General features: G+C 69.1%; 30 protein-coding genes. 10 read left to right on the forward strand and 20 right to left on the reverse strand.

Translation table 11 applies throughout. The features are described from left to right. Positions 1-114: 114 nt before the first annotated feature. Together G8346_RS13480 and G8346_RS13485 are read left to right on the forward strand one after the other, a co-directional pair. Positions 115-501, forward strand: a complete 387-nt coding sequence (locus G8346_RS13480) for a DUF3307 domain-containing protein (protein ID WP_166052188.1) — start codon at positions 115-117, stop codon at positions 499-501. 61 nt (positions 502-562) lie between these two features. After that, complete coding sequence (locus G8346_RS13485) at positions 563-970, forward strand: ZapG family protein (RefSeq protein WP_166052190.1); 408 nt, start codon at positions 563-565, stop codon at positions 968-970. Here the strand turns inward: G8346_RS13485 and G8346_RS13490 are convergent. Continuing rightward, a complete protein-coding gene (locus G8346_RS13490) occupies positions 947-2,056 on the reverse strand; it encodes a PQQ-dependent sugar dehydrogenase (protein ID WP_166052192.1) in 1,110 nt (369 codons plus the stop codon). The genes G8346_RS13485 and G8346_RS13490 overlap by 24 nt on opposite strands. Positions 2,057-2,139: 83 nt before the next feature. On the opposite strand from G8346_RS13490, the gene G8346_RS13495 reads away from it, so the two are divergent. Beyond that, positions 2,140-2,595 carry a hypothetical protein gene (locus G8346_RS13495; RefSeq protein WP_166052194.1) on the forward strand — a complete coding sequence of 152 codons (456 nt, stop codon included), beginning with the start codon at positions 2,140-2,142 and terminating at the stop codon, positions 2,593-2,595. An 89-nt stretch (positions 2,596-2,684) separates the two neighbouring features. Further along, positions 2,685-3,179 carry a DUF4920 domain-containing protein gene (locus G8346_RS13500; RefSeq protein WP_166052196.1) on the forward strand — a complete coding sequence of 165 codons (495 nt, stop codon included), beginning with the start codon at positions 2,685-2,687 and terminating at the stop codon, positions 3,177-3,179. A 338-nt stretch (positions 3,180-3,517) separates the two neighbouring features. On the opposite strand, the gene fetB is transcribed toward G8346_RS13500, so the two are convergent. Genes fetB through G8346_RS13515 form a run of 3 tightly spaced genes read right to left on the reverse strand, consistent with a single transcriptional unit; the run spans position 3,518 to position 6,363 of the window. Further along, a complete protein-coding gene (gene fetB / locus G8346_RS13505) occupies positions 3,518-4,330 on the reverse strand; it encodes an iron export ABC transporter permease subunit FetB (RefSeq protein WP_166052199.1) in 813 nt (270 codons plus the stop codon). Beyond that, the gene (locus tag G8346_RS13510; protein ID WP_370520656.1) at positions 4,315-4,965 is read right to left on the reverse strand and encodes an ATP-binding cassette domain-containing protein; all 651 of its coding nucleotides are present in this window, start codon (positions 4,963-4,965) and stop codon (positions 4,315-4,317) included. Before G8346_RS13510 ends, fetB begins: the two co-directional genes overlap by 16 nt. A gap of 42 nt (positions 4,966-5,007) precedes the next feature. After that, positions 5,008-6,363 (reverse strand): response regulator, encoded by a 1,356-nt coding sequence (locus tag G8346_RS13515; RefSeq protein WP_166052201.1) that lies wholly within the window; start codon positions 6,361-6,363, stop codon positions 5,008-5,010. A gap of 63 nt (positions 6,364-6,426) precedes the next feature. On the opposite strand from G8346_RS13515, the gene G8346_RS13520 reads away from it, so the two are divergent. After that, positions 6,427-6,780, forward strand: a complete 354-nt coding sequence (locus G8346_RS13520; RefSeq protein WP_166052203.1) for a metallopeptidase family protein — start codon at positions 6,427-6,429, stop codon at positions 6,778-6,780. Here G8346_RS13520 and G8346_RS13525 read toward each other — a convergent pair whose 3' ends face one another. Genes G8346_RS13525 through G8346_RS13545 form a run of 5 tightly spaced genes read right to left on the reverse strand, consistent with a single transcriptional unit; the run spans position 6,781 to position 12,459 of the window. Beyond that, a complete protein-coding gene (locus tag G8346_RS13525; protein WP_166052205.1) occupies positions 6,781-8,469 on the reverse strand; it encodes a DUF2207 domain-containing protein in 1,689 nt (562 codons plus the stop codon). 1 nt (position 8,470) lies between these two features. After that, positions 8,471-9,022: a LemA family protein gene (locus G8346_RS13530; RefSeq protein WP_166052207.1), complete on the reverse strand. Its 552-nt coding sequence runs from the start codon at positions 9,020-9,022 to the stop codon at positions 8,471-8,473. Positions 9,023-9,028: 6 nt separating this feature from the next. After that, a complete protein-coding gene (locus G8346_RS13535) occupies positions 9,029-10,201 on the reverse strand; it encodes an ABC transporter permease (RefSeq protein WP_166052209.1) in 1,173 nt (390 codons plus the stop codon). Further along, positions 10,198-10,944 (reverse strand): ATP-binding cassette domain-containing protein, encoded by a 747-nt coding sequence (locus G8346_RS13540; protein ID WP_166052211.1) that lies wholly within the window; start codon positions 10,942-10,944, stop codon positions 10,198-10,200. The genes G8346_RS13535 and G8346_RS13540 overlap by 4 nt, the downstream gene beginning before the upstream one ends. Before the next feature lie 15 nt (positions 10,945-10,959). Beyond that, positions 10,960-12,459 (reverse strand): alpha/beta hydrolase, encoded by a 1,500-nt coding sequence (locus tag G8346_RS13545; protein ID WP_166052213.1) that lies wholly within the window; start codon positions 12,457-12,459, stop codon positions 10,960-10,962. Between the two features lie 175 nt (positions 12,460-12,634). Between G8346_RS13545 and G8346_RS13550 the strand changes: the two genes are divergently transcribed. Next, on the forward strand, positions 12,635-13,810 hold the full coding sequence (locus G8346_RS13550) for a cation diffusion facilitator family transporter (RefSeq protein ID WP_166052216.1): 1,176 nt from the start codon (positions 12,635-12,637) through the stop codon (positions 13,808-13,810). On the opposite strand, the gene G8346_RS13555 is transcribed toward G8346_RS13550, so the two are convergent. The 11 genes from G8346_RS13555 to G8346_RS13605 form a co-directional block, all read right to left on the reverse strand. Beyond that, on the reverse strand, positions 13,748-14,140 hold the full coding sequence (locus G8346_RS13555; RefSeq protein ID WP_166052218.1) for a hypothetical protein: 393 nt from the start codon (positions 14,138-14,140) through the stop codon (positions 13,748-13,750). The genes G8346_RS13550 and G8346_RS13555 overlap by 63 nt on opposite strands. A gap of 106 nt (positions 14,141-14,246) precedes the next feature. Next, a complete protein-coding gene (locus tag G8346_RS13560; protein ID WP_166052220.1) occupies positions 14,247-14,822 on the reverse strand; it encodes a hypothetical protein in 576 nt (191 codons plus the stop codon). A 304-nt stretch (positions 14,823-15,126) separates the two neighbouring features. Continuing rightward, positions 15,127-15,546 carry a hypothetical protein gene (locus G8346_RS13565; protein ID WP_166052222.1) on the reverse strand — a complete coding sequence of 140 codons (420 nt, stop codon included), beginning with the start codon at positions 15,544-15,546 and terminating at the stop codon, positions 15,127-15,129. Positions 15,547-15,684: 138 nt separating this feature from the next. Continuing rightward, on the reverse strand, positions 15,685-16,584 hold the full coding sequence (locus G8346_RS13570) for a winged helix-turn-helix domain-containing protein (RefSeq protein ID WP_166052224.1): 900 nt from the start codon (positions 16,582-16,584) through the stop codon (positions 15,685-15,687). Continuing rightward, a complete protein-coding gene (locus tag G8346_RS13575; RefSeq protein ID WP_206202774.1) occupies positions 16,581-17,954 on the reverse strand; it encodes an ATP-binding protein in 1,374 nt (457 codons plus the stop codon). The genes G8346_RS13570 and G8346_RS13575 overlap by 4 nt, the downstream gene beginning before the upstream one ends. Then, a complete protein-coding gene (locus tag G8346_RS13580) occupies positions 17,951-18,616 on the reverse strand; it encodes a response regulator transcription factor (protein WP_166052226.1) in 666 nt (221 codons plus the stop codon). The genes G8346_RS13575 and G8346_RS13580 overlap by 4 nt, the downstream gene beginning before the upstream one ends. Further along, a complete protein-coding gene (locus G8346_RS13585) occupies positions 18,617-19,261 on the reverse strand; it encodes a TRAP transporter TatT component family protein (RefSeq protein ID WP_166052229.1) in 645 nt (214 codons plus the stop codon). An 11-nt stretch (positions 19,262-19,272) separates the two neighbouring features. After that, the gene (locus G8346_RS13590; RefSeq protein WP_166052231.1) at positions 19,273-20,076 is read right to left on the reverse strand and encodes an SDR family oxidoreductase; all 804 of its coding nucleotides are present in this window, start codon (positions 20,074-20,076) and stop codon (positions 19,273-19,275) included. Then, complete coding sequence (locus G8346_RS13595; protein WP_166052233.1) at positions 20,067-20,729, reverse strand: TenA family transcriptional regulator; 663 nt, start codon at positions 20,727-20,729, stop codon at positions 20,067-20,069. The genes G8346_RS13590 and G8346_RS13595 overlap by 10 nt, the downstream gene beginning before the upstream one ends. Then, positions 20,716-22,206 (reverse strand): AMP-binding protein, encoded by a 1,491-nt coding sequence (locus G8346_RS13600; RefSeq protein ID WP_206202775.1) that lies wholly within the window; start codon positions 22,204-22,206, stop codon positions 20,716-20,718. The genes G8346_RS13595 and G8346_RS13600 overlap by 14 nt, the downstream gene beginning before the upstream one ends. Then, complete coding sequence (locus G8346_RS13605) at positions 22,199-22,801, reverse strand: thermostable hemolysin (RefSeq protein ID WP_166052237.1); 603 nt, start codon at positions 22,799-22,801, stop codon at positions 22,199-22,201. The genes G8346_RS13600 and G8346_RS13605 overlap by 8 nt, the downstream gene beginning before the upstream one ends. Before the next feature lie 121 nt (positions 22,802-22,922). Between G8346_RS13605 and G8346_RS13610 the strand changes: the two genes are divergently transcribed. From G8346_RS13610 to G8346_RS13625, 4 genes are all read left to right on the forward strand, one after another. Then, complete coding sequence (locus tag G8346_RS13610; RefSeq protein WP_166052239.1) at positions 22,923-23,291, forward strand: DUF423 domain-containing protein; 369 nt, start codon at positions 22,923-22,925, stop codon at positions 23,289-23,291. Positions 23,292-23,433: 142 nt separating this feature from the next. Beyond that, positions 23,434-24,732, forward strand: coding sequence for a hypothetical protein (locus tag G8346_RS13615; RefSeq protein WP_166052241.1), 1,299 nt, complete (start codon positions 23,434-23,436; stop codon positions 24,730-24,732). Positions 24,733-24,762: 30 nt separating this feature from the next. After that, positions 24,763-25,284: a CIA30 family protein gene (locus G8346_RS13620; protein WP_166052243.1), complete on the forward strand. Its 522-nt coding sequence runs from the start codon at positions 24,763-24,765 to the stop codon at positions 25,282-25,284. A 74-nt stretch (positions 25,285-25,358) separates the two neighbouring features. Next, entirely contained in the window at positions 25,359-26,072 is a 714-nt protein-coding gene (locus G8346_RS13625; RefSeq protein WP_166052245.1) for a DUF1499 domain-containing protein, read from the forward strand. The last annotated feature ends 4 nt before the right edge of the window (positions 26,073-26,076 follow it).

The raw sequence follows: 26,076 nt of genomic DNA on the forward strand, positions 1-26,076 counted from the left end.
TCGCGGCGATAAGCGCCTGCGACGCGCGCTCCGGTGCTGCAGTATCATCGCCCGCATGAGGCGGCCTCTCGAGCGCAGGCGCCTGGCTTGACAGGAAACTGGAGCACGACTGACATGATCACCGCCGACCAGCTTGTCGCCCATGCCGTCGGCGACTACGTTCTCCAGAGCGAGTGGATGGTGCGCGAGAAGGGGCGCAGCCACTTCGCCGCCCTGGTCCATGTCGTGGTCTACACGCTGCCCTTTCTGTTCCTGACCCAGAACCCGCTCACGCTGGCGGTCATCGCCGGCTCGCACTACGTGCTCGATCGCTGGCGGCTGGCGCGCTACGTGGTCTGGCTGAAGAACCGGCCCTGGCCCGGCAGCCGACCCTGGGCGGAGTGTCGCGAAACCGGATATCCGCCCGATACCCCGAAATGGATGGCGACCTGGCTGATGATCATCGTGGACAACACGCTGCACGTGCTGATCAACGGCGCCGCGATCACTTACATCGGCTGAGGGCCGGACTGGGCTCGCGTTATACTTGCGCTTGCAACTGGTCGAACCTGGAGGGAATCAAGTGGGCACCATCGGATGGCTCGCACTGGTCGCCGTCGGCATCGCCCTCGGCGTAGGCATCGGGCGCGCATGGCCCGTCCGCACGGCAAAGATGGCGGAGCTGGAGCGGGAAAAGGACCAGGCGCGCAACGAGCTGGGCCAGTACCGCGAGGAAGTCAGCGCGCACTTCGAGCGCACCGCCGAGCTGTTCGACAAGGTCACCGCGGATTACCGCAGCCTCTACGAGCACCTGGCATTGAGCGCGCGCCAGCTCGGTGCCATCGGGGGCGAGTCCACGCCGCGGCCTCTAGAACAGCCGGAGCAGCGCCGGCTGCGCGCCTCGGCGACGCCGGAGACGGCCGAGACCTCCGAAACGCCGGACGCGACGGCAGAGGCGTCGGCGCCGTCAGCGGAGCGCAGAGACTCTTAGCACCTGCCCGCGCGGGGAATCGGTCAAGAGGAACAGCGCGCCGTCAGGCGCCACCTTGACGTCGCGCAACCGCGCGCCGACCTCGCCGAACAGCGCTTCCTGCGACACGACGCGATCGCCCTCCAGCACCAGGCGACGGACTTCTTGCGCGACCAGCGCCGAGACGAACAGGCTGCCGTCCCATTGCGGAAACTGCGCGCCCCGATACAGCGTCATGCCCGCCGGCGCGATCGACGGCGTCCAGTGCAGCACCGGGTCCTCCATGCCTGGGCGCGTGGTCCAGGGCGAAATGCGCGCCCCCGAGTAATCCACGCCGAAGGTCGCCACCGGCCAGCCGTAGTTGCGGCCCGCCTGCACCAGGTTGAGCTCGTCGCCGCCACGCGGGCCGTGCTCATGCGCCCACAGCCGGCCGGTCGCGGCGTCGAACACCAGCCCCTGCACGTTGCGATGTCCGAAGCTGTAGATCTCGGGCCGGGCCCCTTCCTGGCCGACGAAGGGGTTGTCCTCGGGCACGCTGCCGTCGGGACGGATGCGCACGATCGTGCCGGTGTGACTGTCGAGGCGCTGCGCCTCTTCGCGATAATCGAAAGCGTCGCCGAGACCGATCGCCAGCGTGCCGTCGCCGAGGAAGGCCATGCGCGCGCCGTAGTGCACCGGCCGGTCGCGGGGCGGCTGGATGTCGAAGATCACCTCGACATCGATGAGTTCCCGCCCCTGCAGGCGGCCGCGCACCACCCGCGTGCCGCTGGCGCGCGCGTCGCCATGCGCCAGGGACAGGTAGATCCAGCCGTTCTCCTCGTAGCGCGGATCGAGCAGCACCTCGAACAGGCCGGCCTGGCTGCGCACGAAAGCCGCGGGCACGCCCCCCACCGGGTCCTCCAGCAGGCGGCCGTCCTCGATGAGGCGCAGGCGGCCGGCGCGCTCGGTCACCAGCATGCGGCCGTCGGGCAGGAAGGCGATCGACCAGGGGTGCTCCAGGCCCTCCGCGACCGTCTCGATGCGGTACTCGACGGCCGCGGCGGGCAGGCCGCAAGCGGCCAGCAGCAGGCAGAGCGCGAGGCAGCGAAGTGAGCGTGATGCAATCATTTGGGTGATTTCCGCCTTGGGGACTGCAACAATACCAGAGCCGTCCGGCCTCCCCGGCCATCCGCATGGAGTCGCGATCCCCGATGAAGTTCCTGCGCCTGCTGCTGGCATGGCTGGTCGCCGCGGTCGTCACGGCGGCGCTCGGCAGCATCATCCAGACCCAGTTCAACCTCGCCGCCATCGCCGCGCTCGGCGCCTCCGTCCCGTTGGGTGCGCGCCTGCAAACGACCCTGCACGACCTGGCGGGTTTCGCGCCCATGTTCGGACTGGTGGGCGCCGCCGGCTTCGTACCGGGGTTCGTGGTGGCCGCGCTGTTGTCCTGGCGCCGCCCGGAGTGGCGCGCGTTGCTGTATCCGCTGGCCGGCGCCGCCGCGCTGGTGGCGGCCGTGCTGCTGATGAACGGCCTGCTGCCGGTTACGCCCATCGGCGCCACGCGTTCAGCCTGGGGCATCGCCGCGCTGGGCCTGGCGGGGCTGGCCGGGGGCGCGGCCTTCGCCGCCCTGGCGCCGCGCAGCACGCGCGCGAGGACCATGGCTTGAGGCCGCCCGGCCTTGATATGCTGCGGAACCAAACGCCAGCCCGCGGGTCCGAAAATGCTTCGGACCGCAACATGCCAAGAGGTATCGTCATGAAGTTTTCCGCCGCCGCCCTGCTCGCTGTTCTCGCCCTGTCCGCGGCCGCGCCCGCGACGGCCGAGAATGTCATCCGCCTGTCCGAACCCGTCGAGGTCGGTGCGGGCTACGAGGTGTTTGGCGCCCCGGTAGGTGAAGCCGGCGAACCGGTCCGCCTGGGCGAGATCATTGCCGCCAGCGACCAGTACGCGGGCCAGGAAGTGCATGCCACCGCCAAGGTCGCCAAGGTCTGCCAGAAGAAAGGTTGTTTCTTCGTCGCCCACGACGGCGAAGCCACCGCCCGGATCACCTTCGTCGACTACAGCTTTTTCGTCCCCACCGACTCCGGCGGCAAGGACGTGACCATCGTCGGCACCTTCAACCGCAAGACGCTCTCCGAAGCCCAGGCGCAGCATTTCGCCCAGGATGCCGGCGAGGACCCGAGCAAGGTGCAGGGGCCGCGCGAGGAGTACTCCATCGTCGCGACCTCGGTCGTCATCCCGACGTCCTGACGACGGCTTGGGTGGCCGCGCGGCCGGGCGGCCGGGCCAGGGCATGGCCCGTCTCGCTTGGAATTCTTATGCCGCTCGACGGGCCATGCCCTGCCCCGACCACCCTGCTTCGGCCTCGACCGTCTTGCGCGCTCAAACGCCCGGTTGCCGGGCTGGCCGATCGGTTCGCGACGGTGTCGGCTCACAGCGGTGTCGGCTGGCGCGGGACCGGTCGGTCCGCGACGGGATGAGCAGGCCCGGAACTCGAGGCAAGGTCCGTTACGGGTCCCTCGAGCGGCATAAAGATTTCCAAGCGAGGGGGACCCGTAACGGGCCTTGCCGAAGCCCCGCGGGCAGGATCAGCCGCCCGGCGATGCGCCGATGCGGTCCAGCCGCAGGCGCTGGCGCTCGTCGAACAGCCGGCGGCTCGCCGCCATCACCGCGGCCACGGTGCCGAAGCCGGTGCCGACCGCGATCATGAAGAACACCAGCACCTGGTACTTCACGGCCAGCGCCGGGGGGCTGCCGGCGAGGATCTGGCCGGTCATCATGCCCGGCAGGCTCACCACGCCGGCCGCGGCCATGCCGTTGATGATGGGGATCATGCCGCTGCGCATGGCGTCGCGCCGCAGGTCGGCGATGGCTTCGCTCCAGTTCATGCCGAGCATCAGCCGCCCCTCGATCACCTGGCGCTGGCGCCAGGCGCTGTCGGTGAGGCGGTCCATGCCGAGCGCCACGCCGGTCATGGTGTTGCCCAGCAGCATGCCGAGCAGCGGGATGGCGTACTGCGGCGCGTACCAGGGCTGGGGCCCGATGATGGCGAGCAGGGCGAAGACGGTCACGGCGAAGGCCGAGATGAACATCGAGACCGTGCCGATGGCGAAGGCCCAGCCGCCGGTCATGCGCCGCTTCTGGCGCGACATGACTTCGCGCCCGGCCAGCAGCAGCATCACCACCGCCATCAGCGCCACCCAGTGAAATGCCGCCACGGAGAACAGGGCCTCGAGCACCAGCCCGATGAGCGCGAGCTGGATGACCATGCGTGTCGCCGCGACCAGCAGTTCGCGGCTGAGACCGAGGCGCCCGTACCAGGTGACGGCCGCCAGGGCGAGGACCAGTGCCGCGCCGATGGCCAGCTGCCACCAGGCGAGGTCGATCAGCTCCTGTTGCATGGTTGCTCCACGAGGTGTTCGCCACGGATCGCGAAGTGGCGATCGGCGACGCCGGCGATCTGCTCCCGGTCGTGCGCGACCCAGATCACCGGGACGGCTTCGCGCCTGCAGTAGTCCCGCAGCCATGCCTCGACCCGGCGCGTCAGGTCCGGATCCAGGTTCGCGGTAGGCTCGTCCAGCAACAGCGCACGCGGCTCGTGCGACAGCGCGCGCAACACCGCCAGGCGCTGCTTCTCGCCCGAGGACAGCCGGCTCACCTGCCAGCCGAGCACAGCCGCGTCGAAGCCGAAAGCCTCGAGGCTGCCGGGCACCGCATCCAGGAAATGCGCGGCGACGGTATCGCCCCACCAGCTGCTCTCGGCCGGCACCAGCATCACCCACCTGCGCCAGCAGTGCGCCGCCATCGACTCGCGCCGCTCACCGCCCAGCGACACTTCGCCCTGGTGCGGCTCGAGGTCCGCGATGGCGCGCAGCAGTCGCGTCTTGCCCGACCCCGACTCCCCGGAAATGCACACCACTTCGCCCGGCGCCACGCGCAGGGACACGTTGCGCAACGGACCGGCGCACACGTCGTGCAACACCAGCGCGGCGTCGCCGCCATGCGCAGTCTCCGCCATGCCTGCCTGTGCGTTCACGCCACTTTGTCGCCCCAGCGCCGGCGAGGATGCCGCCGTCGCTCAGCGCCGCGGCAGCAGGCTGAGCTCGACGCGGTTGTTGAGCGCGGCGATCCGGTTCCACTCCCCCGCCGTGCTCACGTCCGGCGGGAAGGTATAGCGGCGCTCGGAGTCCCGGCTGCCGTGTATGAGCACGGTGAGGTCGATGCCGGTGCGACTCAGCATGGGCGCGTTGGCGAGGAACTGCGTGAAGGCCTCGGACTGGCCGTTGCCCTGTCCCGAGTTCTCGGCCAGCGGGTTGCCGATCAGGTCGCATTCACCTACCGGGATCGCCGGGTCGGCGAGGCGATAACCGCCGGCCTCGTCCACGGTCATGCAGAACTCGCCCAGGTGGGCCTCGAGCCGGACCGCGCCGTCGAAGCCGACGCCGGCGAGCCGCGCCAGCAACTCCGCGAGCTGTTCCACGCGGGCGTCGTCGAAAGGTAACTCGGCGAAGCCGAAGCGGTTGTCCTCGTTGGCCGCCCACTCCATCCCGGCGATGAGGGCCTGGTAACGGCCCTCCAGCTCGCCCTGGCCGGGACCCACGCCGCGTTCCTGCTCGAACTGCAGCGTGTCCAGCGTCTCGGCCTGCTGCGCGACAGTCGAGCGCAGCTGCGCATTGTCCGCCAGCGCCGCGTCGCGCTGTTCGGCCGCCGCGCTGAACAACAGGAACAACAGCGCCATCGGCACTACGGCGAGGACCAGCAGCGTGGCCACCACGCCCCAGCCCGTCTGCCGCTCCGGCGGCGTCGCCTGGCGCGCGAGCTCGGCCTCGGCCTTCTGGCGGCCCCAGATCTCCTCGGCGACACGGCGCGCGAAGTCGCGGTTGCTGGCCAGGATGTCGGTGCGTAACTCGAGATGCTGGTCCTGCAGCGTGCGGCTGATGAGCGCCTGGATGGAGGCGCCCATGGCCTGGCGTTCCAGCGCGCGCTCGGTTTCTTCCTCGCGCTCGGCCGCGGCCTTTTCTTCCGTCTCGGCGCTACGCCGGCGCAGCGCGGCGCGGCGATCCTTGACCAGTCCCAGCTTGAGCAGCATCTCGAACAGGAGGCCCGGCTGGACGTCCTTGGGCAGCACGCCTACGGCGCCGAGCGCCCGGGCCTGGCCGACATACACCTCCCCTTCCTTGGCGGTGTACATCATCACCGGGATCAGGGCGGTACGCGGGTCCGCCTTGATCGCCGAGACCGCCTCGAAGCCGTCCATGCCCGGCATGCTGTGATCCATGAAGATCACGTCGACCACCTGGCTGCGCAGGAAGTCGATGGCCTGCTCGCCGGACTCGGCGAATTCCACTTCCAGGTCGTAACGCTCGAGCATGCGCTTGAGCGCTACCCGTGCAGCCTTGGAGTCGTCGACGACGAGTGCTCGCTTCTGCGCCATGCCGAGACTTTCCTTCAACTTGCCCCGTTAGTCCAGTCCCTCGGCTGCTGGTACGCTTGCCGCATGCGGCGTGACGAGTTCGAGCGCGTGGTGGACGAGGTGCTGGAGAGCCTGCCGGAGTGGGCGCTCGAGCGCATCCACAACCTGCGCGTGGTGGTCGAGGAGTGGCCCACGGCCGAGCAGGACCCGGAGGACGAGGGGCTGCTGGGGCTGTACGACGGCATCGCGTTGCCCGAGCGCGACCTGGACTACGTCGACGTGATGCCGGACACGGTGTGGATCTTCCGCCAGCCGCACCTGGCCCTGGCGCTGGAAGGCGAGGCGCTGCGCGAGGAGATCCGGCGCACGGTGCTGCACGAACTGGCGCACTATTTCGGGCTCGACGACGACTACCTGGACGAGATCGGCTGGGGCTGACTACCAGCCGCCGCCGCCGCCCCCGCCGCCACCGCCGCCTGAGAACCCGCCGCCACCGCCGCCGGAAGACGAGCCCGGCGGCGTGGAGGCGGAAGAGATGGCCGAGGTGAGCGAGGCGCCCACGCCCGAGGTGAAGCTGCCGATGGCATGCGGGTTGAAGTGCCCGTGGTACCAGGCGGGGCGATAGCTTGTGCTGCCCGATGCTTCCAGGCGCGCGAATACACCGGCGAACTTCTCCGCCCAGGCCTGTTCCACCCCCAGCGCCAGCGCGAACGGCAGGTAGCGCTCGAACAGCTCAGGCGTTTTCTCGGGCGGATTGCGCAGGTTGAGCTCGTCCTTTTCCGCCACCTCGAGATAGCTCTTGAAACCCTCCAGCTTGTCCATCAAGCGGCGTCCGCGCTCGGTGGGTGCGCGCAGCAGCCAGTAGAACAGGATGTGGGCCGCCGCCATGAGGCCGAACAGCACCACCACCAGGGGCCGCCAGGCGTCGAGCAGGCTGACGGCGAGCGCCAGCGCCAGAGTCGCCACGATGGAGGGCAGCAGGAAAATCCCGTTGGTGAGGAAATAGATTTTCTCGTAGTCCCGTTGCAGCGCCTTCTGGTGCGCATGCTTGGCCCGTGCAAGGACCTTGTGGTTCTCGTTCTCCAGCACGACCGCAGACTCCCTGGCGAACAGGGCCGCGAGCAACGCCTTCTCGCCCGCCGCGAGCGGCTGCGCAGAGCCGGTACGGCGCAGGGTGTAAGCGCCGTCGTCTTCCTCGATCTCCAGCTGGCCCTTCACGGCAAGGTTGACGACCGCGGCGACGAACGCCCGGTTGTCGTAGCCCATGCGCATGATGAACCGCGCCGAAGCAGGCGAGTAGCTGCCCGGCGGCTCGTAGTGCGGGAAGATCACGCCGCGCGGCGGATCGACGCCGAAACGCCGCCAGGCCCATGCCATGTACCCCAGCACGAACAACAGCCCCAGCCCCGCCACCAGCAGCCCCCGGTTGTCGGCCAGGGTGTGCTCGAGCCGCTCCAGCCGGCCGGGCTCGTGCACGTGGCCCTTGGGCCAGGCGACCACGACGGTCAGGCCCTCGCGCGGCCCCAGCGGGCGGGTGGCGGCGAACTGTGCCGTGTTGCCGTCGACGTCCGCGGCATAAGCCTGCTCCGTGCTGCCCTGCCGCCCGGTGTAGGCGTCCAGGGTGATGCCGCCTGGCGGCACCGACGCCGGCAGGCGCACCACGGCCACGGCCGAGTCGATGGGCAGGTCCCAGCCGTTGCCCGTCACGTTCCAGTACAGCTCGTCATGCTCCGCGAAGTAACCGAGCTGGCGGTCGGTGCGATAACGCAGCAGGTACTCGTGCCGGCCGGGCTCGAGCATGCGGTCGGCGCTGCCGGCGTAGACCCGCACGCCGTTGCTGCGTCGCTCGGTATGCCAGGGTTCCGGGTTGCCGTTGCGACGCACCTCGAGCACCTCGAAACCGACGCGGTAGCGGTTGCCGTAGCGGTCGCGGTAATCGGTCGGGAAGTCGCGGAAAATGCCGCGCCGGATCATGTTGCCCGCGGCCTGCACCACGATGGTCTCGCTCACCGTCATGCCGGCGTCGGCGTGCACCTCGATCTCGCTGCGGTACTCGAGGATGCGTTCCTCCGCCTGCGCCGCGACGGCGGCAAGCAGCATGGCGGCGCAGAGCAGGCGCCGCATCATCTCAGCCGAGCTCCACGCGCGGGGCAGCGCGCACTTCCGCCTCGTCCACGGCGAAGAACTCCGCCGGCCGGAATGCGAACATGCGCGCGGGCACCATGTCGGGGAAGGACTCGATGCGGGTGTTGTAGATGCGCACGGCGCCGTTGTAATAGCGCCGCGCGTACTGCAGGTGATCCTCGGTCTCCACCAGGTCGCGCTGCAGCTGCAGGAAATTGCCGTCTGCCTTGAGCGTCGGGTAGGCCTCGGCCAGGGCGATGAGCCGGTGCAGGCCGGCCTCCATCTCGTCCTCCAGCCGCGCCTTGTCGCGCAGGCTGCCGGCCGCCTCGGCGCGCGCGCGCAGCTCGGTGACCGCGCTCAGCGTGGCACGCTCGTACTCCGCATAGGCCTTCACCGCCTCGACCAGGCGCGGCACGAGGTCGTGGCGTCGCGTCAGCTGCACGTCGATGTCGCTCCAGGCCGAGCGCACGCGGTTGCGATCGCGCACCAGCCGGTTGTAGATCAGCACGCCCCAGAGCAGGAGCGCCGCGATCACTATGAGGATGAAGGTCAACATCCGTGCTCAGGCGCTGATGGCCAGTTTCTCGCGATGGTACAGCCGCGCCGCGATGATCCAGAGCAGCAAGCCCAGCCCCAGGCCCGCGCCGGCGTACACCAGCCATTCCAGCGCCGACAGCGCCTCGGCGCGCAGCACCATCAGGATCGCCTGGTTCTGCGCCAGGAAGGGCACGGCGAACATCCACAGCTGGTTCTTCACCGGGCTGATGAGCAGCACCACCGTGGGAATGATGGGCAGCAGCATGAGCACGCTCATGTAGCTCTGCGCCTCCTTCACCGACTTCACGCTGGCGGCGATCAGGGTCAGCAGCGTGGTGCCGATCAGCACCATCGGCGCCAGGATGGCCAGCAGCTTGGCCATGGCGAGAAACGACACGTCCACGCCCTTGAACGGCCCGGAGCCGGCGAACTGGAAACTCAGCTTGAAGCTCAACAGGATCAGCAGCAGGCTGAGCATGCCGAAAGCGCAGGCGGCGGCGATCTTGCCGCTCATGATGGCCTCGCGGCTCGCGGGCGTGGCGAGCAGCGGTTCCAGCGACTGGCGCTCGCGCTCGCCGGCGGTGACGTCGATGACCAGGTACGCGCCGCCGAGGAAGGCGCTCAGGATCAGCAGGTACGGCAGGAAGGCCAGCGCCATGCCGCGGCGCGCCTCGGGCGTGGACAGGTCGCGCCGCCCCGAGACCACCGCTTCGCCCAACGCCGGGTCGACGCCGCGCACCATCAGGCGCATGGTCGCGACCTGGCGGCTGTAGCCGCGCAGCGTGGACTCCACGCGCCCGACCGGGATGCGCGAGTCCTGGCGCGAGCTGTCGTACATGATCTCCACCAGCGCCGGCCGGCTCTCGCGCCACTGCTCCGGGAACGCGGCGGGAATACTCAGGATCACCTCGTACTCCTGCGCCCGGATTGCCGCTTCCGGGTCCTGCGGCGGCTCGATCACCTCGATGTTGCGCGTCTCCAGGTGGGCGATGAGGTTCGGCGCGTGCTCGGCGCCGATCACCGGCAGCTCCAGCGTGCTCTCCAGCTGGGTGCGGGCGCGTTGCTCCGCCAGCGTGCCGATGCCGAGGATCATGGCCGGGAACAGCAGCGGGGCCATGAACAGGCCCAGCATCACGGTGCGCCGGTCGCGGAACAGGTCCAGCAGTTCCTTGCGCATCACCGCCCACACGGTGCTCATGCCGCCAGCCCCTCTTCCGTGCCGATGAGCTTGACGAAGGCGTCCTCGAGGTTCTCCTCGCCGCTGATGCGCCGCAGTTCCTCGGCGCTGCCCTGTGCCGTGACCTTGCCCTTGGCGATGATCACGATGTGGTCACACAACAGGCCGACCTCCTGCATGATGTGGCTGGAGAGGATCACGCAGCGGCCCTGCGCCTTCAGCGTCTTGAGGAACTCGCGCAGGCTGCGGGTGGTCATCACGTCCAGGCCGTTGGTCGGCTCATCGAGGATGACGTTCTTCGGGTCGTGCACCAGGGCGCGTGCGATAGCGGTCTTGGTGCGCTGGCCCTGCGAGAAGCCCTCGGCCTGGCGGTCGATGAAGTCTTCCATGCCCAGGGCCTGCACCAGCCGCTCGGTGCGCTGCGAAATCACGCCCGCCTCCAGTCCGTGCAGGCGCCCGAAGTAGGCGATGTTCTCGCGCGCGGTGAGGCGCTTGTAGACGCCGCGCGCGTCCGGCAGCACACCGAGCGCGCGCCGCACCCGCGCCGCGTCCTTGAGCACGTCGAAGCCGTCCACCATGACCCGGCCGCGCTCCGGGCGCATGAGCGTGTAGAGCATGCGCAGGGTGGTGGTCTTGCCGGCGCCGTTGGGGCCCAGCAAGCCCGTGATCTGGCCGTCGCGCGCCTCGAAGCTGACGCCGTCCACGGCGCGCACCGGCCCGGTCTTGGCTTTGAAGGTCTTGTGCAGGTTTTCAACCTTGATCATGTCGCCACGCCTCGCTCATGGTTCCCAGCCGTGCATGCCCGAAAACGGCGGCGGCGCCGCGAGGCGCTCGAGACACGTTGCGTCCAGCCCGGCCGGATCGCCCGACTCGAGGAACTGCGCCGCCAGCTTGGGCATGCAGCCGGTGGTCATGAGGCTGTGGCCCTGGCCCGGCAGCACCAGGTGGCGCGCATTGCCGAGCGCCGCCGCCACCTCGTCGCCGTAGCGCGGCGGCGTCACCGGGTCGTACTCGCCGGACACCAGCAGGACCGGGATGTCCCCGGCCAGGGGATCACGGAAGTCCTCCGGCCGCTCGCCGCGCGGCCACAGCTCGCACTGCGCCACCATGAACTCGATGATCTGGGTCCCCAGCACCGAGCCCTCGTCCTCCGGCCGGACCTCGAGATCGTCCGCGTCCTCGGGACACACCACCGAGTTGTGCATGCCCATGGCGAGCTGGCCGCCGAGGTTACGGAACATCATCCGTGCCATGGCCAGCATGCCCGCGTAATCGCCCTCGTCCGCACGCTGGACCACCAGGGGCAGGACGGAAGCGGTCAGCGGGGAATAGGCGTACATGCGCAGGATGGCCGCAAGATGGCCGAAGCTGGGGACTTCCTCGCGCCACTCGCCGCTGGTCGGGTCGCGGTACCGCACCGGCTCCAGCCCGCCGGCGCGCAAGCGCGCGGCGAGTTCATCAAGCCGCGCGCCAGGATCGCCCAGCGCCTCCACGCAGGCAGGTGTCTCGCGACAGCGCTGGAAGTGCACCGCCAGCGCGTCTTCGAGGTTGCGCGCATGTTCCGAGCCCAGCGGCAGCCCGGGCGGCACCACGCTGTCCAGGATGATGCTGCGCACCCGGTCGGGATGATCCTTGGCATATTGCTGCGCCACGCGCGTGCCGTAGGAGACGCCGACGAGGTTGACCTGCGCGGCGCCGATGGCCCGGCGCACGAACTCCAGGTCGAACACCGCCTCGCGGGTGCCGTAGAAACGCAGGTCCGCCTTCTCCTGCAGCGTGTCGATGCAGCCCTGGGTGAATTCGCGCAGCTGCTCCAGCTCGAATCCCTCCAGCTCCAGCACCATCTCCTCTTCGTCCAGCGGGCAGGCAAGCAGGTTCGAGCCGCCCGTGCCGCGCTGGTCCAGCAGCATGATGTGCCGGCTGCGGTTGATGTCGCCGAAGGCGGACGCCACGGCGGGGAAAGCCTCACGCGCCGACTGCCCCGGGCCGCCGGCGATCATGAACACGGGGTCTGGCTCGGCTTCGCCCTCCACCGGGATCCAGGCCAGCGCCAGGTCGATCTTGCGGCCGCCCGGGTCAGCGGGGTTCTCGGGCACGGTCACGCTAGCGCACTGCGCCTCGGTGGGACGCGGCAGGCCCGCGCTGGTCAGCACGCAGGGCTCGAACTCCACCTCCCCCAGCGTGCGCGCCTGCGCCGGTGCCGCCGCCAGCAGAACACCCGCCGCGACTAACGCGCCGGACGACCACCGCCGCCTGCGGAACTGCCTGTGCGTTGTCACCCCAACACCTCTCGACTTGCCGTGGCCCTGGCCAGCGCCCGATTCTACACAAAGGATGCCGCTTCCCTGTTACACAGCCGGGAGTGAGACGTCGCGCCGCCGCTCGAAATCACGGCGCCCAGCGCCTAGACTTCCGTCACTACCTCACCGGCTGCAGCCCGGAGATTCACATCCCATGCCGGCAGGCCGCCCGAGCGAACAGCGTTACTTCGTCATGCGCCGCGTGACGCTGGTCGGCGCCGTAACGAACCTGTTGCTGGCGCTGACGCAGCTGGTCGGTGGCGTGATCACGCACTCGCAGGGGCTCGTTGCCGACGGCGCGCATACCCTGTCCGACCTGTCCAGCGACATCCTGGTGCTGTTCGCCGCGCGCAAGGCGAACGCTGCAGCCGACGCCCTGCACCCCTACGGCCACGGGCGTATCGAGACGCTGGCCACGGTGGGCGTCGGGCTGATCCTGGCAGCGGTCGCGCTCGGGATCGTGCTGGACGCGGTGCGCCGCATGATGTCGCCCGACGCCTTGCTCAGTCCCACGCCGCTGGCGCTGGCCCTCGCCGCCGCGGCCATCGTCTCCAAGGAGCTGCTCTACCACTACACCATGCGCGCCGCGCGCCGCATCCGTTCCACCCTGCTGGAGGCCAACGCCTGGCATCACCGTTCCGACGTGGTGTCGTCCATCGTGGTGATCATCGGCGTCGGCGCCACCCTCGCCGGCCTGCGTTTCATGGACGCCGTGGCCGCAGTGCTGGTGGCGCTGCTCATCGGCCGCATGGGCCTGAAGATGATCTGGGACAGCGCCTTCGAACTCATCGACACCGGCGTCGGCCCGGAAGAACAGCGGGTCATGCTCGAGGCGGCGCGCAACACCGAAGGCGTGCGTGATGCGCATGACCTGCGCACGCGCCGCATGGGCGGCATGCTGCTGGCGGACATCCACGTCCTGGTGCCTCCGCGCATCAGCGTGTCGGAGGGACACCGCATCAGCGAGGCGGTGTGCCGCGCCCTGCGCGCAGTGCAGGACGACCTCGGCGACATCCTGGTGCACATCGATCCCGAGGACGACCAGGAGCGCGCGCCGAGCAGCCACCTGCCGGGGCGCGCAGAAGTGATCGAGTGCTTGCGGCCCTGCTGGGAAGGTGCAGGCCTGGAAAATGCGCCGGAGGTCGTGCTGCACTACCTCGCCGGGCGCATCGAGGTAGAACTCACCCTGCCCGAGGCCGTCGCCCGGGACCCTGAACGGGCGCGCGTGGTGGCCGAGCGGCTCACCGCATGCTGCAGGGGGATCGACTCAGTCGGCCGTGTCAACGTCCTGTTTCGCGGGCCTCGGTTCGGCGGTTCCGCGCTCGGCTAGACGGTAGCGCACCTCGCCGGAGTCCGGATTCCATCCGGCCGTGATGCGCCGCACCCACTGGCCGAACAGCGATCCGCCGAACACGCCCGCTGTCGCGGCAGCCGCGGTCCACCACAGGAACGCGTCGCGCGTCGCGCCCGCCGCCACCAGCGTCTGCGGCTCGAAGATGCGCGCCAGGCCGTAAATCACGACGAAAAAACCGGCGTAGAAAAACAGCACATGCCGCACGATTTCCATGCCCCTGCGTTCTCCCCAGGCCGGGCTGGCACGCAAGGCGGTCATGACGAACATGAAGGCGAAGAACATCCAGCGCTGCAATTCGGACTCCATCACGATCCTCCCTGTCTCTACCCGCTGCCGCGGGCCCGGCGCACCACCGTTCGCATGGCACGCCGGGCCCGGGCCTGTCGAGGCAACCGGTCGAGCTTTGCTGCGCTCAGTAGATCTCGAGATCGCCGAGCGACTTGGTACCGGATACGCCGACAAGATAGCCGAAATTGTCGTAATCCCAGTAACCGCGGCGGTGGGACAGGTCGATGAAAGCGCCGGCATTCAGCATGTCCTTGACGGACAGGCTGTTGTCCGATGCCACCGCGAGCGAGAGGTTGCAGACCGTGTACATGTAGCAGTCACGCGGCGTGCCGGGGAGGTGGCTCAGCGCATTCCAGCCGTTCGGGCAAGCCAGGGGGTTGCCGTTACATACCGTGTCCACGAAGCGGTTGTAATCAAAATTTTCTTTCTCTTCCTCGAGCGACCGGTAGTAGTCCTTGCAGCGCTTGTTGACCGCGTCCGGCCCGAATTTCGTCGCCAGGTGCACGCTCAGCGCCTTGCCGAAGTCACCGAATTCCTTGCCGACAAGGTAGCCGGTGATGAACGAGAGCCCTTCGGCCACGACCCGACAACCCGTCGCCACGTCCTCCGGAACGGGGTCCTCCTCGGTGTCCGCGCTCGCGATCGGTGCGCACGCCAGCATGCCCAGCAGGACCCATGCTTTCCAAATGCCATGTTTCATGTTCGACCTCCATGTCGTCTTGCTTGTGGTTCCGGGCCGCATCCATGCCGCAACCCGGTGACGGATACCCTGCAACACGCACCCGGCTTCGGGCCACCCCGAATATCCGGGTGTTTCGCCCGGATACGCGCGTTGAAGTCGCCCGGAAGCCAGGCGGCATGCTCGCTTCGCATGATTTCGCCGGGCTTTTGTTTCGGCTACTGCCGCGGGCGCTCGACTGCCATCGGATCGCGCCAGCGCGGCACGCACCGTCTACCTGGTCTCGGGAGAGCCGGACACGCCGGGACCGTGAGGGGACCCCGGGTCATTCCACCTTGTGCAGGATGACGCTGTAGGGCTGCTCCGGGTTGTCCCGGTTGAACCGGCCGCGGATGTGGTACGTCTTGCCCGCCTCGAGCTCGAGCTCGATGACGTTGTGCTCCGGGTCCTCGCTCGGCGGCCCGAACCGGCGCTGCGGCGGCCGCGTGTGATCCGCCAGGATCGTCACCCGGATGCGGTAAGTCCCCGGCTCCAGCCAGAGAAACTCGCGCGGCACGATGTTGTTGCCGTTGATCTCGATGAAGCGCACTTCGAAGATGTCCTGGTTACGCAGCGGCGGCGAGCCGGTGATCTGCGCGGCGTGCGGCCCCGGGTTCGTGGTTGGCACCCCACTGGCCCAAGCCGACAGCGGCGCCACGAGCGCCAGCAAGGCGGACAAGGCAATAGCAGTCAGGCGTCTGTTCATGGTCGGTCTCCTCTCGATGGGGCGCTGGCATACAGCGCACGACGCTACCGTGACGCAGCGCCCGGGTCGTCGCCATGGCAGCGACCTGAGATTTCCCTGGAATTTTCCTGAAATCTTGCTGAAACAGCGAGTTAGAGTTCAGCGCAGCAGGCCGGGCCAGGCCGCTCCAAGGCTCGCAACGAGCCGCTCCACCACCGCTTGCACGGGCAACCCCCCCCCCGGGGGCGCCGTCTCCGTATCCGACCACAGGACCTGTCCCGCGGGCATGTCGAGCAGGCGCGCCGTCACCCGCCAGCCGGCGGCATCCCGGGTCACGCTGCCCTCGATGAGCAACCCGACGCCGAGGTCCCGCGCCACGGCGCCGGCCACGTCCTCGCGCCCGGCATAGGGCAGCAGCGTGGCCCGGCCGATGAGCACGACGTCCGCGAGCTCGGCACGCCACAGCTCCGCGAGCAGGGCGTCGGCGAGCAGCAGTTCGAGGCGCGACGTGGCTCCGCCCTCCTCGTAGGACTGGAACGGCAGCACCGCCAGCGTCCGGGAGACATCCATTGCGGCCGCCTCGCTTTCCATGCGCTCCGGCCCCGGCGCACGCAGCCACCATGCCACGCCCAGCACGAGGACCCCGGCCAGCACCACCAGCGCCCATGGCAGCCACCGTGTCCGCTCGGCATCACCCGCCCGCAGGCGCGCGGCCGCGTCGGAGCCGGACGACACCTGGACCCGCAGGCGGTAGCCGCGCCGCGGGATGGTCTCCAGCAGGACGGCCCTGCCGCCGAGGTCGTGCAGCGCCTGGCGCAGTTCGCGCATCAGCGCAGCCAGGCCGGCCTCGAAGTCCACCACCGTGCCGGCATCCCACACCGCCCGGTAGAGGGTCTCGCGCTCAACCACGTTGCCGGCCGACGCCAGCAGGGCCAGCAACAGGCGCGCCGCCTGCGGCCGCAGCGTCACTGCCCGGCTCGACGGCAGGTGCTCCAGCCGTCCGTCGGCGGGGTCGAACCGGAACTCGTCGAAGCGCAATGGTGTGGTTGCAGTGTTCATGACGGCAGGCCAACTATACCGGCCTTGAAGCCGCCCTCCGGGCGGTTGGCAAGCCGCAGCTGGGCGCCGTGCAGTTCCGCGACACGTTGCACGATGGCAAGACCCAGGCCGCTGCCCTCCTCGAGATGACTGCGACCGCGAAAGAACCTTTGCCCCAGGCCGGCCAGCTCGGTCTGCGGCACGCCTGGACCGCTGTCGTAGACCCAGAGGTCGAACCGGCCCTCGGTCGGCTCGACGACGACCCGGACCGCGCCGTGCTCGCCGGCGTAGCGCAGTGCGTTGTCCACCAGGTTGCGCACGGCGATGCCGAGCAGCTCGGCATCGCCACGCACCGTGCAGCCTGCGGCGGGCAGGTCGAGCTGCACCGTGCCGTCCGCGGCCGCATGGCTCGTCGCCGCCAGGGCGACCACCTCGCGGATCATCGGCGCCAGGTCGACCGGCTGCGCATGTTCGAGCTGCTGTTGCGGGTCGAGACGCGCCAGGCGCAGCAGCTGCTCTACCAGGCGGTCGGCGCGGTCCACACCGCCAAGAATCTGTTGCAGCGCCTTCTGGCGCATCGGTGCCTGGCTGCTCAGCATCGCGACCTGCGCCTGCACCTTGAGCGCCGCCAGGGGCGTGCGCAGCTCGTGCGCCGCATCGGCCGTGAAGCGGCGTTCGCTCTCGAGCGCCTGCGCCACGCGGTCGAACAGGGTGTTCAGTTCGGCCACCAGCGGCCGCACCTCTGCGGGTACGGTGACGTCGACCAGCGGGCCCAGGTTGTCGGGAGTGCGCGCGGAAACTGCCTGCGCGAGCGTGTCCAGCGGGCGCAGCCCACGCCGGATGGACACGTAGATGAACAGCAACAGCGCCGGCAGCACCAGGGCAAGGGGCAGGATCACCTGGCCGGCCACCTCGAGCGCGGCACGGTCGCGCAGGCCGATGGCCTGGGACACCTGCACGCGGTAACGACCGTCTTCCGAGCTGAGGTTCAGCAGCCGCCACGACTCCTCGCCGCGCAGGATGTCGCTGTAGCCGGCGGCGCCGCGGATCGGCAGTCGGGGCGCATCGGGCGACCGCGCCAGCAGCGTGCCGTCCGCCAGTCCGACCTGGAAGTCCAGCGCGGGTTCGTAGACGTTGCCCGGCGAGCCGCGCACGCTGGCCAGTCGCTGCGCGAGGTTCTCGATGTGCTTCTCGTTGTCGTGGACGATGGCCAGCAAGAGGTGGGCGGTCTGGGCGAGGTGACCGTCCATCAACTCCTCGGCCTCGTGCTGCGCCCGCGTGTAGCTCAGCCAGCCGGTCAGCAGCCAGAGCAGGAGCACGCTGATGTAGACCGCAATCATCAGTCGCCGGCGCAGCGACGGCGAGCGCTCAGCGCGGGTTGCGGGCGTCATTGCCCAGGCTCGCCGAGGCGATAGCCGCGGCCGCGGTGGGTCACGATGATGCCCGGCCCGAGCTTTTTCCTGAGGTGATGGATGTAAACCTCGATGGTGTTGCTGCCGGCGCCCTCGCCCCAGGCATACAGGCTGTCCTCGAGCTGGCTGCGACTGCGAATGTGCTGCGGGTGCGTGAGGAAGTCCAGCAGCACGGCGTATTCCCGGCCGGACAAATGGACTTCCTCGCCGGCGCGGTGCACGCGCCGGCTGACGGGATCGAGCTCGATAGCGCCGTGGCGGATCACCGGGGAAGTCATGCCGGACGACCGCCTGAGCAATGCCCGCAACCGGGCCAGCAGCTCCTCGAGATCGAAGGGCTTGGTCATGTAGTCGTCCGCGCCGCTGTCCAGCCCGCGGATCTTGTCCTCGCGGCGACCGCGCGCCGTCAGCACCAGCACCGGCAGCGGGTTGTCGCTGCGCCGCAGCTGCTGCAGCACGGCGATCCCGTCCTTGCCCGGCAGTCCGAGGTCGAGCACGCAGGCGTCGTAGTCATGGTCCGCCAGCGCCGCCAGGGCGAGGTCGCCGCGACGCACCCAGTCCACGGCGAACGACGCCAGCATCAGGCCGGCCCGGATGCCGTCCCCGAGAAGCTCATCATCCTCGACCAGCAGGATCTTCAATTAATTGCTTGCGGCTCCGACCTGGCTCAGCAGGACCTGGGCTTCGCGCCGGCGACCCTCGTCGGCCAGGGCCCGGCCGTCCCGGGGCGGCGCTTCGAGCGCCGCTTCCAGATACCGTCGCGCCTCCGTCAGATTTTTATGGTCGAGCAGATACTCGCCGTAAAAAAAGTTCGGATCAATCCCGTCGGGGTTGATGGCCAGCGCCTTCTGGAACATCTCCTCCGCCTTCTCGCGACTGCCGAACCCGACCGGCCAGCGCGGGACCTTGGCGTAGAGCGTCCCCAGGCTGGTGTAGGCCGACCCCTGCAGGGCGGCCTCGTCCAGCTTCAGGCTCTCCTCCAGCAGGCGACGGGCTTCCTTGGCCTTGGACAGCGCGCCCAGGCCGCCGCTGGCGCCGGCCTCGCTGGAAAGAATGATGCCCTCCCAGATCAGCACGGCCGCGTTGTTCGGGTGGGCCGCGCTGAGCTGGTGCGCGCTCTCCGCGAGGGCGTGATACTGCGCCGCCTGCTCCTGCTCGGGCAACGTGTACTTGATCTCGGCCCAGCGCTGTTGCAGCGGCCGCACCAGGTCTTCATCCGGCGACGCCACGACCTGGGTGCACGCCAATAAGCCGAGCAGGAAGGCTGAAAGCAGGGTTTTCCGCATGGGATCTCTCCTCAGTGTTCAGTGATGGAAGGCGCCGCCGCGGCGTGGCGCTTGATGGCAGGCAGCTTGCGGCGCAGCCCGCGATCGACGAGGCCCGGCGCCACGCCGTGCAACCAGGCGAAGAATCGCTCCGGCCAGCCGAGCACGGCGCGGCGCGCGTCGTGCTCCAGCAGCCGGACGACCTCGGCGGCGACCCGGTCCGCGCTGTCGCTGGCATTGCCGAGCTGCGCGTTCAGCGCCACCACGGCGGGGGCGTTCAGAGGCGTCTCGATGGCGCGCGGGGACACGTGCAGCACGTGAACGCCGGTGTCCGCGAGCTCCCGGCGCAAGGCTTCGGAGAAGCTGTGCAGGCCCGCCTTGGCCGCGGAATAGGCGGCAAACCCTGCGAAGGGAATGCTGCCGAAGGCGGACCCGATGTTTACCACCGCGCCCTCCGGCTGGGCCAGCAGGCCTGGCAGCATCGCGCGTGTCAGCTGGATCGGTGCGACCAGGTTGATGGCGAGGATCTGCTCCACGCCGGCCGCGCCCTGGTCTTGCAACAGGCCGAAGCCGCCGATGCCGGCGTTGTTGACCAGGATGTTGGCGCCGAAATCGCGCGCCGCCCCGGCTACCGCGGTGATGCCGTCCGGGGTGCTGATGTCGGCCTGCATGCAGCGATGCCCGGGTCCGGCCTGCACGGTGACCGCCTCGAGGCGCTCGAGATTCCGGCCGGTGAGCAGCAGTGTCGCGCCCTTGGCCGCCAGTCTTTCGCCGAGCGCCTGGCCGAGACCGCCGCTCGCGCCGGTGAGCACGATACGCGCGCCCTTCAGTTGCATGCCGTGCTCCCGCCGGAGAGAGCCCGAAAGATGTTGCCGTAGAGATGGAAGAAAATGCGCGCGGCCCGCACCACGTCGGCCTGGTCTTCGGGCTCCATCTGCTCCAGCAACGCCGCCAGGTGCTGGGTGTGCTCCTGGTCGAGCGTGCCGTGGGAGCGCAGGTAGGAGAAGGCCTTGTTGGGCAGGCCGAGCGCCTGCTGGATCTGCTCCGCGGCCGCCAGCGCGAAGTCGGCACTGGTGCCCTCCAGCACGAACACCATGCCGAAGAAGGCGGCCGGGTTGCCGCGCTGGATGAGATCGTAAGCGTAGGCCACCATCAGCTCCGCCGGCAGCTCGGGCCGGCTGTGACGGACCGCGTCCGCATCGCCGCCCGCGGCCGCGATGTCGTTGAGTATCCACTCGTCGTGGCCGATCTCTTCCTCGATGTACTCGGCCACGGCGGGACGCAGCCACGCGAGGCGCTCCGGCAGGCGGCCGCCGAGGGTCATCAACAGCGGCGTGGTGTGCCGCACGTGGTGGTAGGCCTGGCCGAGGAAGGCCAGGTAATCCTGGTGCGACACCCGGCCCTGCAGGCAATCGGCGATGACCGGTGCGGACAAGAGGTAGGCGCGCGCCTCCTCGGTCGAGGACTTCAGCGCCTCATAAAACGACATGGTGCGATACCTCGTGATCGTGATGGGCTGCCGCCAGGGCAGCCGAATGTTTTTCCAGAATGTGCGCCCGCCGCGGCCGGCCGTTGCCGGTGGCGAGGCCGTTGGCAGGGTGGAACGGCTCGCTCAGGACCAGGCGCCCGATGCGCGCGTACTCGGGCAGCGCCCGGTTCACGCGTTGCACGGCAAGGCGCACCTCGGCGGCGGCGGCACCTGGCCGAGGCACGACGATGGCCGCGAGCCGGGCCTCGCCGTCGCCGCAGACGACAGCCTGCAGGATGGCCGGCGCCGCAAGCAGCGCAGACTCGACCCATTCCGGCGAGATGTTGCGGCCGTAGGAAGTGATCAGCAGGTTCTTGCAACGGCCGTCGAGATGCAGGTGGCCGTGCGCATCGAATCTTGCCAGGTCCCCGGTCGGGAACCAGTCGCCGCCGGGGCCGTCCGCCCCCGCTGCAACGCCCACGTAACCCAGGAAAGCGCACGCCCGGACATGCAGCTCGCCCGCCTCGACCCGGCAGTCCAGGTGGGGCAGTGGCCGGCCGACGCCCTCGCCGTCGTCGCCCGGGATGTTGAGCGCGACCACGGAACCTGCCTCGGTCAGGCCGTAGCCCTGGCAAGCCGGGATCCCGGCGGCCCGCGCGGCGGCAAGCAACTCCGGCGCCACGCGCGCGCCGCCGACGGCGACGAAAGCCGGCTGGTGGCGCGCCGTGCCGGCGGCAGCACCAACAAACATCACCCAGGCCTTGAGCAACTCCGGCACCAGCACCACGCTGTCCGCCCGCTCCCGCTCGATCGCGGCAGCCAGGCGGGCGGGATCGAAACCCGACATGCCCTGCCAGCCCATGTCAGATTGCGGCAGCAGGTGCACCTGCATGCCCCGCAGGATCGGCGCATAGACGCCGGCAACGTTCTCCAGCAGCAGGGCAAGAGGCAACACTGCCAGGTGGCGCTGCAGCGGCAGCGCCCCCAGCCGCTCGCACAGCGCCGCGGCCGTGTCGTGCAGGCCGGCCAGGCCGAGGCAGACGCCCTTGGGCGTCCCCGTGCTGCCGGAGGTGAACGATATCTTTGCCGTCCCCTGGGGCAGGACCACGGGATCCGTCACCCGGCGCATCCAGTGCAGCCCCTGCCAGCGCCCGACGACGCTGAAGCCGAGATCGATGGCGCCGATGCGCTCGGGATGAGCAGTGATGACGGTGTCCGCGCCCGACTGCTCAAGCACATGGCGCAGCTGCCCGGTGTTGAAAAACTCGGGCAAGGGCAGGTGAACGGCGCCGGCCACCTGGCAGGCGAGATCGGCGACCACCCAGGCTGGGCCGTTGTCGGCCAGCACCCCGACCACGCGACCGGGCGCCAGGCGCCCGGCGAGCCCGTGGGCCTCGGCGAGGACCTCGGTCGCGGTCCACGACCGCTCGCGCCCGACCAGTACCACCGAATCCGGCGCCCTGGTCTCGAGGGCTTGCAGCACGGCGGACTCAGCCAAGGCCGTTCGATCTATGCAACGCAAGCCGAATCGGTCCTGCCACCACCACCGGCCGGGTGTCGTAGTAAGTGCCCCAGTCACAGGCGGCATCCCCCAGCCGCGCCGGGTCGGCGGGCGCCAGCGCGAGCAGCGGCAACGACAGCCGGTTGAAAATGGAAATGAGTTCGGCGGTCGCGGTGAACACGACCCACTCGAAGCCGAGCCGTGCCAGGTTCCGACTCAACCCGGCGATGACGTCCACGGTGCCGCCGCGCCGGGCCGACGACAGGTGCCCGACCTCCGCGATGCCATGCCGCGCCACGGCCTGGCCCGTCGCGTGCGCGAGCAGCGCCTCGATGGGATCGTCCAGGTAAGTCTCGAGGAAGAGCAGCTCGTCGCCGGCACAGCGCCAGCCCGCCGCAGCGTAGATCTCGCCGTGGCGCTCCAGCGCCACGAGGTTAGGCGCGAAGCTGCAGATCGTCGCGCCGTAGCGGGCACCGAAAGTCGCGGCGATGAACCGCTCCATGTTTGCTCGCCCCGGCGTACCGACTACGGCGTGGCGCATCGCCAGCGTCGCGACGGCGCGACGCGCCAACAGATTTGCTGTAGCAGCCATGTTTGCTCCGCATGAAACCAGTCGGCGCAAGGCTAGCCGCGCATCCTTAAACAGAGCTTAAGGAGCCGGCCCCGGGGTCGTCGGCCTGCCGAAAGTGTGACGGCTGCGGCATAATCCGGGCATGAAACTCTTCGCGATCCTCGGCGCCCTGTTCGGCGGCCTCAGCGTGGCCGCCGGCGCGTTCGGCGCCCATGCCCTCCGGGCGCAGCTCGATGCGCGCATGCTGGAAGTCTTCGAGACCGGCGCGCGCTACCAGATGTATCACGCCCTCGCGCTGCTGGCCGTGGCCTGGCTCGGCACGCAGGTGCACACGAATGCGGTCCACGTCGCAGGGTGGGCTTTCGTGGCCGGCATCCTGCTGTTCTCCGGCTCCCTCTACGCCATGGCCTTCACCGGCGTCCGTGCCCTCGGCGCCATCACGCCCCTCGGCGGCGTGGCTTTCATCGTCGGCTGGGCGGCGCTGGCCTGGGCGGCCATGAAGCTCGCCTGACCAGGCGACTCGGGCGCCCCGCGGACCGTGGGAAATCCCCTACCCCGGAACTGACTCAGGTCAAACACGACCTCCGGGGCGTTGCAGTTTACTGGGATGGTCTATTCAGGCGACCGTATCCGCGGCCGCAGAGGAGAACACCATGACTACCAGTCTGCGCCTTGCTGCAACGGCCCTCGCGCTCGGCGGCATTGCCGGCGCCATGACCCTGTGGACCCCGCCCACCCAGGCCATGCCCGCTTTTGCCCGGCAATACGAGGTCAGCTGCAACGCCTGTCACTCGGCCTTTCCGCGCCTGAACGATTTCGGCGAGTGGTTCGCCGGCAATAACATGCGCATGCCGCAGTGGCGCGAAACGATGATGGACACCGGCGACGACATGCTGGCGTTACCGAAATCGCTCCCGCTGGCGGTTCGCGCCCAGGCCTTCGTACAGGGCCGCGACGGCGAGGAAGTCGATTACGCCACGGGTCCCACGGACAATGATTCGTCCTTCGACATCCAGGCGCCGTACCTGATCAAGCTGCTTTCCAGCGCCCCCCTGTCGGAGAACATCAGCTACTACTTCTACGCCATCTTTGCCGAGAAGGGCGGCAACGGCGAGGTCATCGTCGAAGATGCGTGGTTCAGCTACGCCGACATCGCGGGCAGCGGCGTGGGCGGCATGCTCGGGCAGTTCCAGGTCTCCGACCTGATGTTCCCGCGCGAGGTGCGGCTGACTTTCCAGGACTTCTACGCCTATCGTGCGGCGGGCATCACCTATGATCGCGGCATCATTCTCGACCGCGGCTTCGGCCCGCTCGACGTGGCGCTGGGCCTGACCAACGGCAACGGCATCAACAACAACGTCACCATCAACAGCCCGGGGTATCGCCGGCCGGACCACATGTTCGACAACGACTCCGGCAAGAACGTGTTCGGGCGCATCGGCGGCGCCATGGGCCCCGTCAATGTCGGGCTGTTCGGACTCGTGGGCGAACAGCGCAGCGCAGCCGGATTCGCCGGCGCGGAACGCGGCAGCCGCGACACCGACAAGACCATTTACGGCCTGGACCTGTCGGGATCGCTCAGCGCGAGGACGCACTGGTTCGCCCAGTTGCTGTGGAACCAGTGGGACGCGTTCCTCGACGCGGACTCGAGCGTGGACTACGACTGGTTCGGCGGCTTTGCCGGCGTCGATTTCATCATGAACGACCGCTGGGCGCTGTCGATGCTGTACAACTACGCGGACGCCAGCGACTTCGACGGCACCGGCACCATCTACGAGGGTATCGATATCAACTCGCTGACGTTCGGCGCCGCGTATTACTTCATGCGCAACGTCAAGGGCGTGTTGGAAATCAACGTCGACTTCCTCAGCGAAGACAATTTCGGTCCGCCCTTCGTCGGCCACCAGACCAAGGAAAACTACATCCTGTTCGGCTTCGACGCGGCCTACTAGTGTGGGTGCAACGGTGGCAGAATCGATCACATGAGTGATTCGCTGCTGCTGGACGATTTCAGCCGTGCCGATGGCGTCGCCGCCATCGGCACGCGCTGGGAAGGCTTTACCGACCGCGTCATGGGCGGCGTCTCGGACATGCGCCTCGAGTTTGCGGAACTGCCGGAAGGGCGCGTGCTGCGCATGCGCGGCACGGTGCGCCTGGAGAATCGCGGCGGCTTCATCCAGGCATGGCTGCCGCTGGATGCCGGCGGCGGCGCCTTCGACGGCAGCGACTGGGAAGGGGTCGCCATCACCGCGCGCGGCCAGCCCGGACCGTACTACATTCACTTGCGCACGCGGCAGAACTGGATGCCGTGGTCCTACTTTCGCGCCCCCCTCGCCGTGCGCACCCAGTGGCAGGACCAGTTCATCCCCTTCAGCGCCTTCGAGAGCAAGGGCGCGGCGGGCCGGATCGATGTCCGTGGCCTTAAGTCGCTCGCGGTCGTTGCCTACGGGGAAGCCTTCGAAGCGGATCTCGAGGTGCGGCAGGTCGCTTTGCTGAACAGGTGACGATTGCCGCGGCGCGCTGTGCGCCCGAGATTACCGTTATGATTGGCGCACTTCCCAGGCTGCCGGTGTAACCCATGAACATCTCCCGCCTCCCTCTTCTTGTCGCCTTGCTCGCGTTGCTGATGTTGCTTTTTGCCGGCCCCGGCACACGACTGGGCCTGTGGGAATACGGCACCGGCTTCCTGCTCATGCGCGGGGCGTTTTTCGCCGGCGCGGCGGCGGCGGCGCTCGCACTCCTGTTCCTGGTCATTCCCCGCACCCGGCGCAACGCCGCATCGACGCTGGTGCTGGCGCTGGTGGTCGGCTCGGTCGCGGCCTGGGTACCGTGGAACGGGCTGCAGACCGTGCGCTCCCTGCCCTTCATTCACGACATCACCACGGACACGGTGAACCCGCCCGTGTTCGTCGCGGTACTGCCGCTGCGCGCCGATGCGGCCAATCCGCCGGAATACCCCGGCGAGGAAGTGGCGCAGCAGCAGCGTGAAGCCTACCCGGAAGTGCAGCCGCTGCTGACGGAGCTTTCCACCGCCGAAGCCTTCGACCGCGCCGAGCAGGTCGCGCGCGAGCTGGGCTGGGAGATCGTCGTGACGGTGCCGCAGGACGGGCGCATCGAGGCCACCGACACGACCTTCTGGTTCGGCTTCAAGGACGACGTGGTGATCCGCGTGCGGCCGACCGCCGACGGCAGCCGAGTGGACATCCGCTCCAAGTCACGCGTCGGGCGCAGCGACGTGGGCGCGAACGCGGCCCGGATCGAAGCGTTCCTGGAAGCTTTCGAGGGCCGCTGAGCCG

The organism is Thioalkalivibrio sp. XN279 (assembly GCF_011089885.1).
In the GTDB taxonomy this organism is placed as follows: Bacteria; Pseudomonadota; Gammaproteobacteria; order Steroidobacterales; family XN24; genus XN24.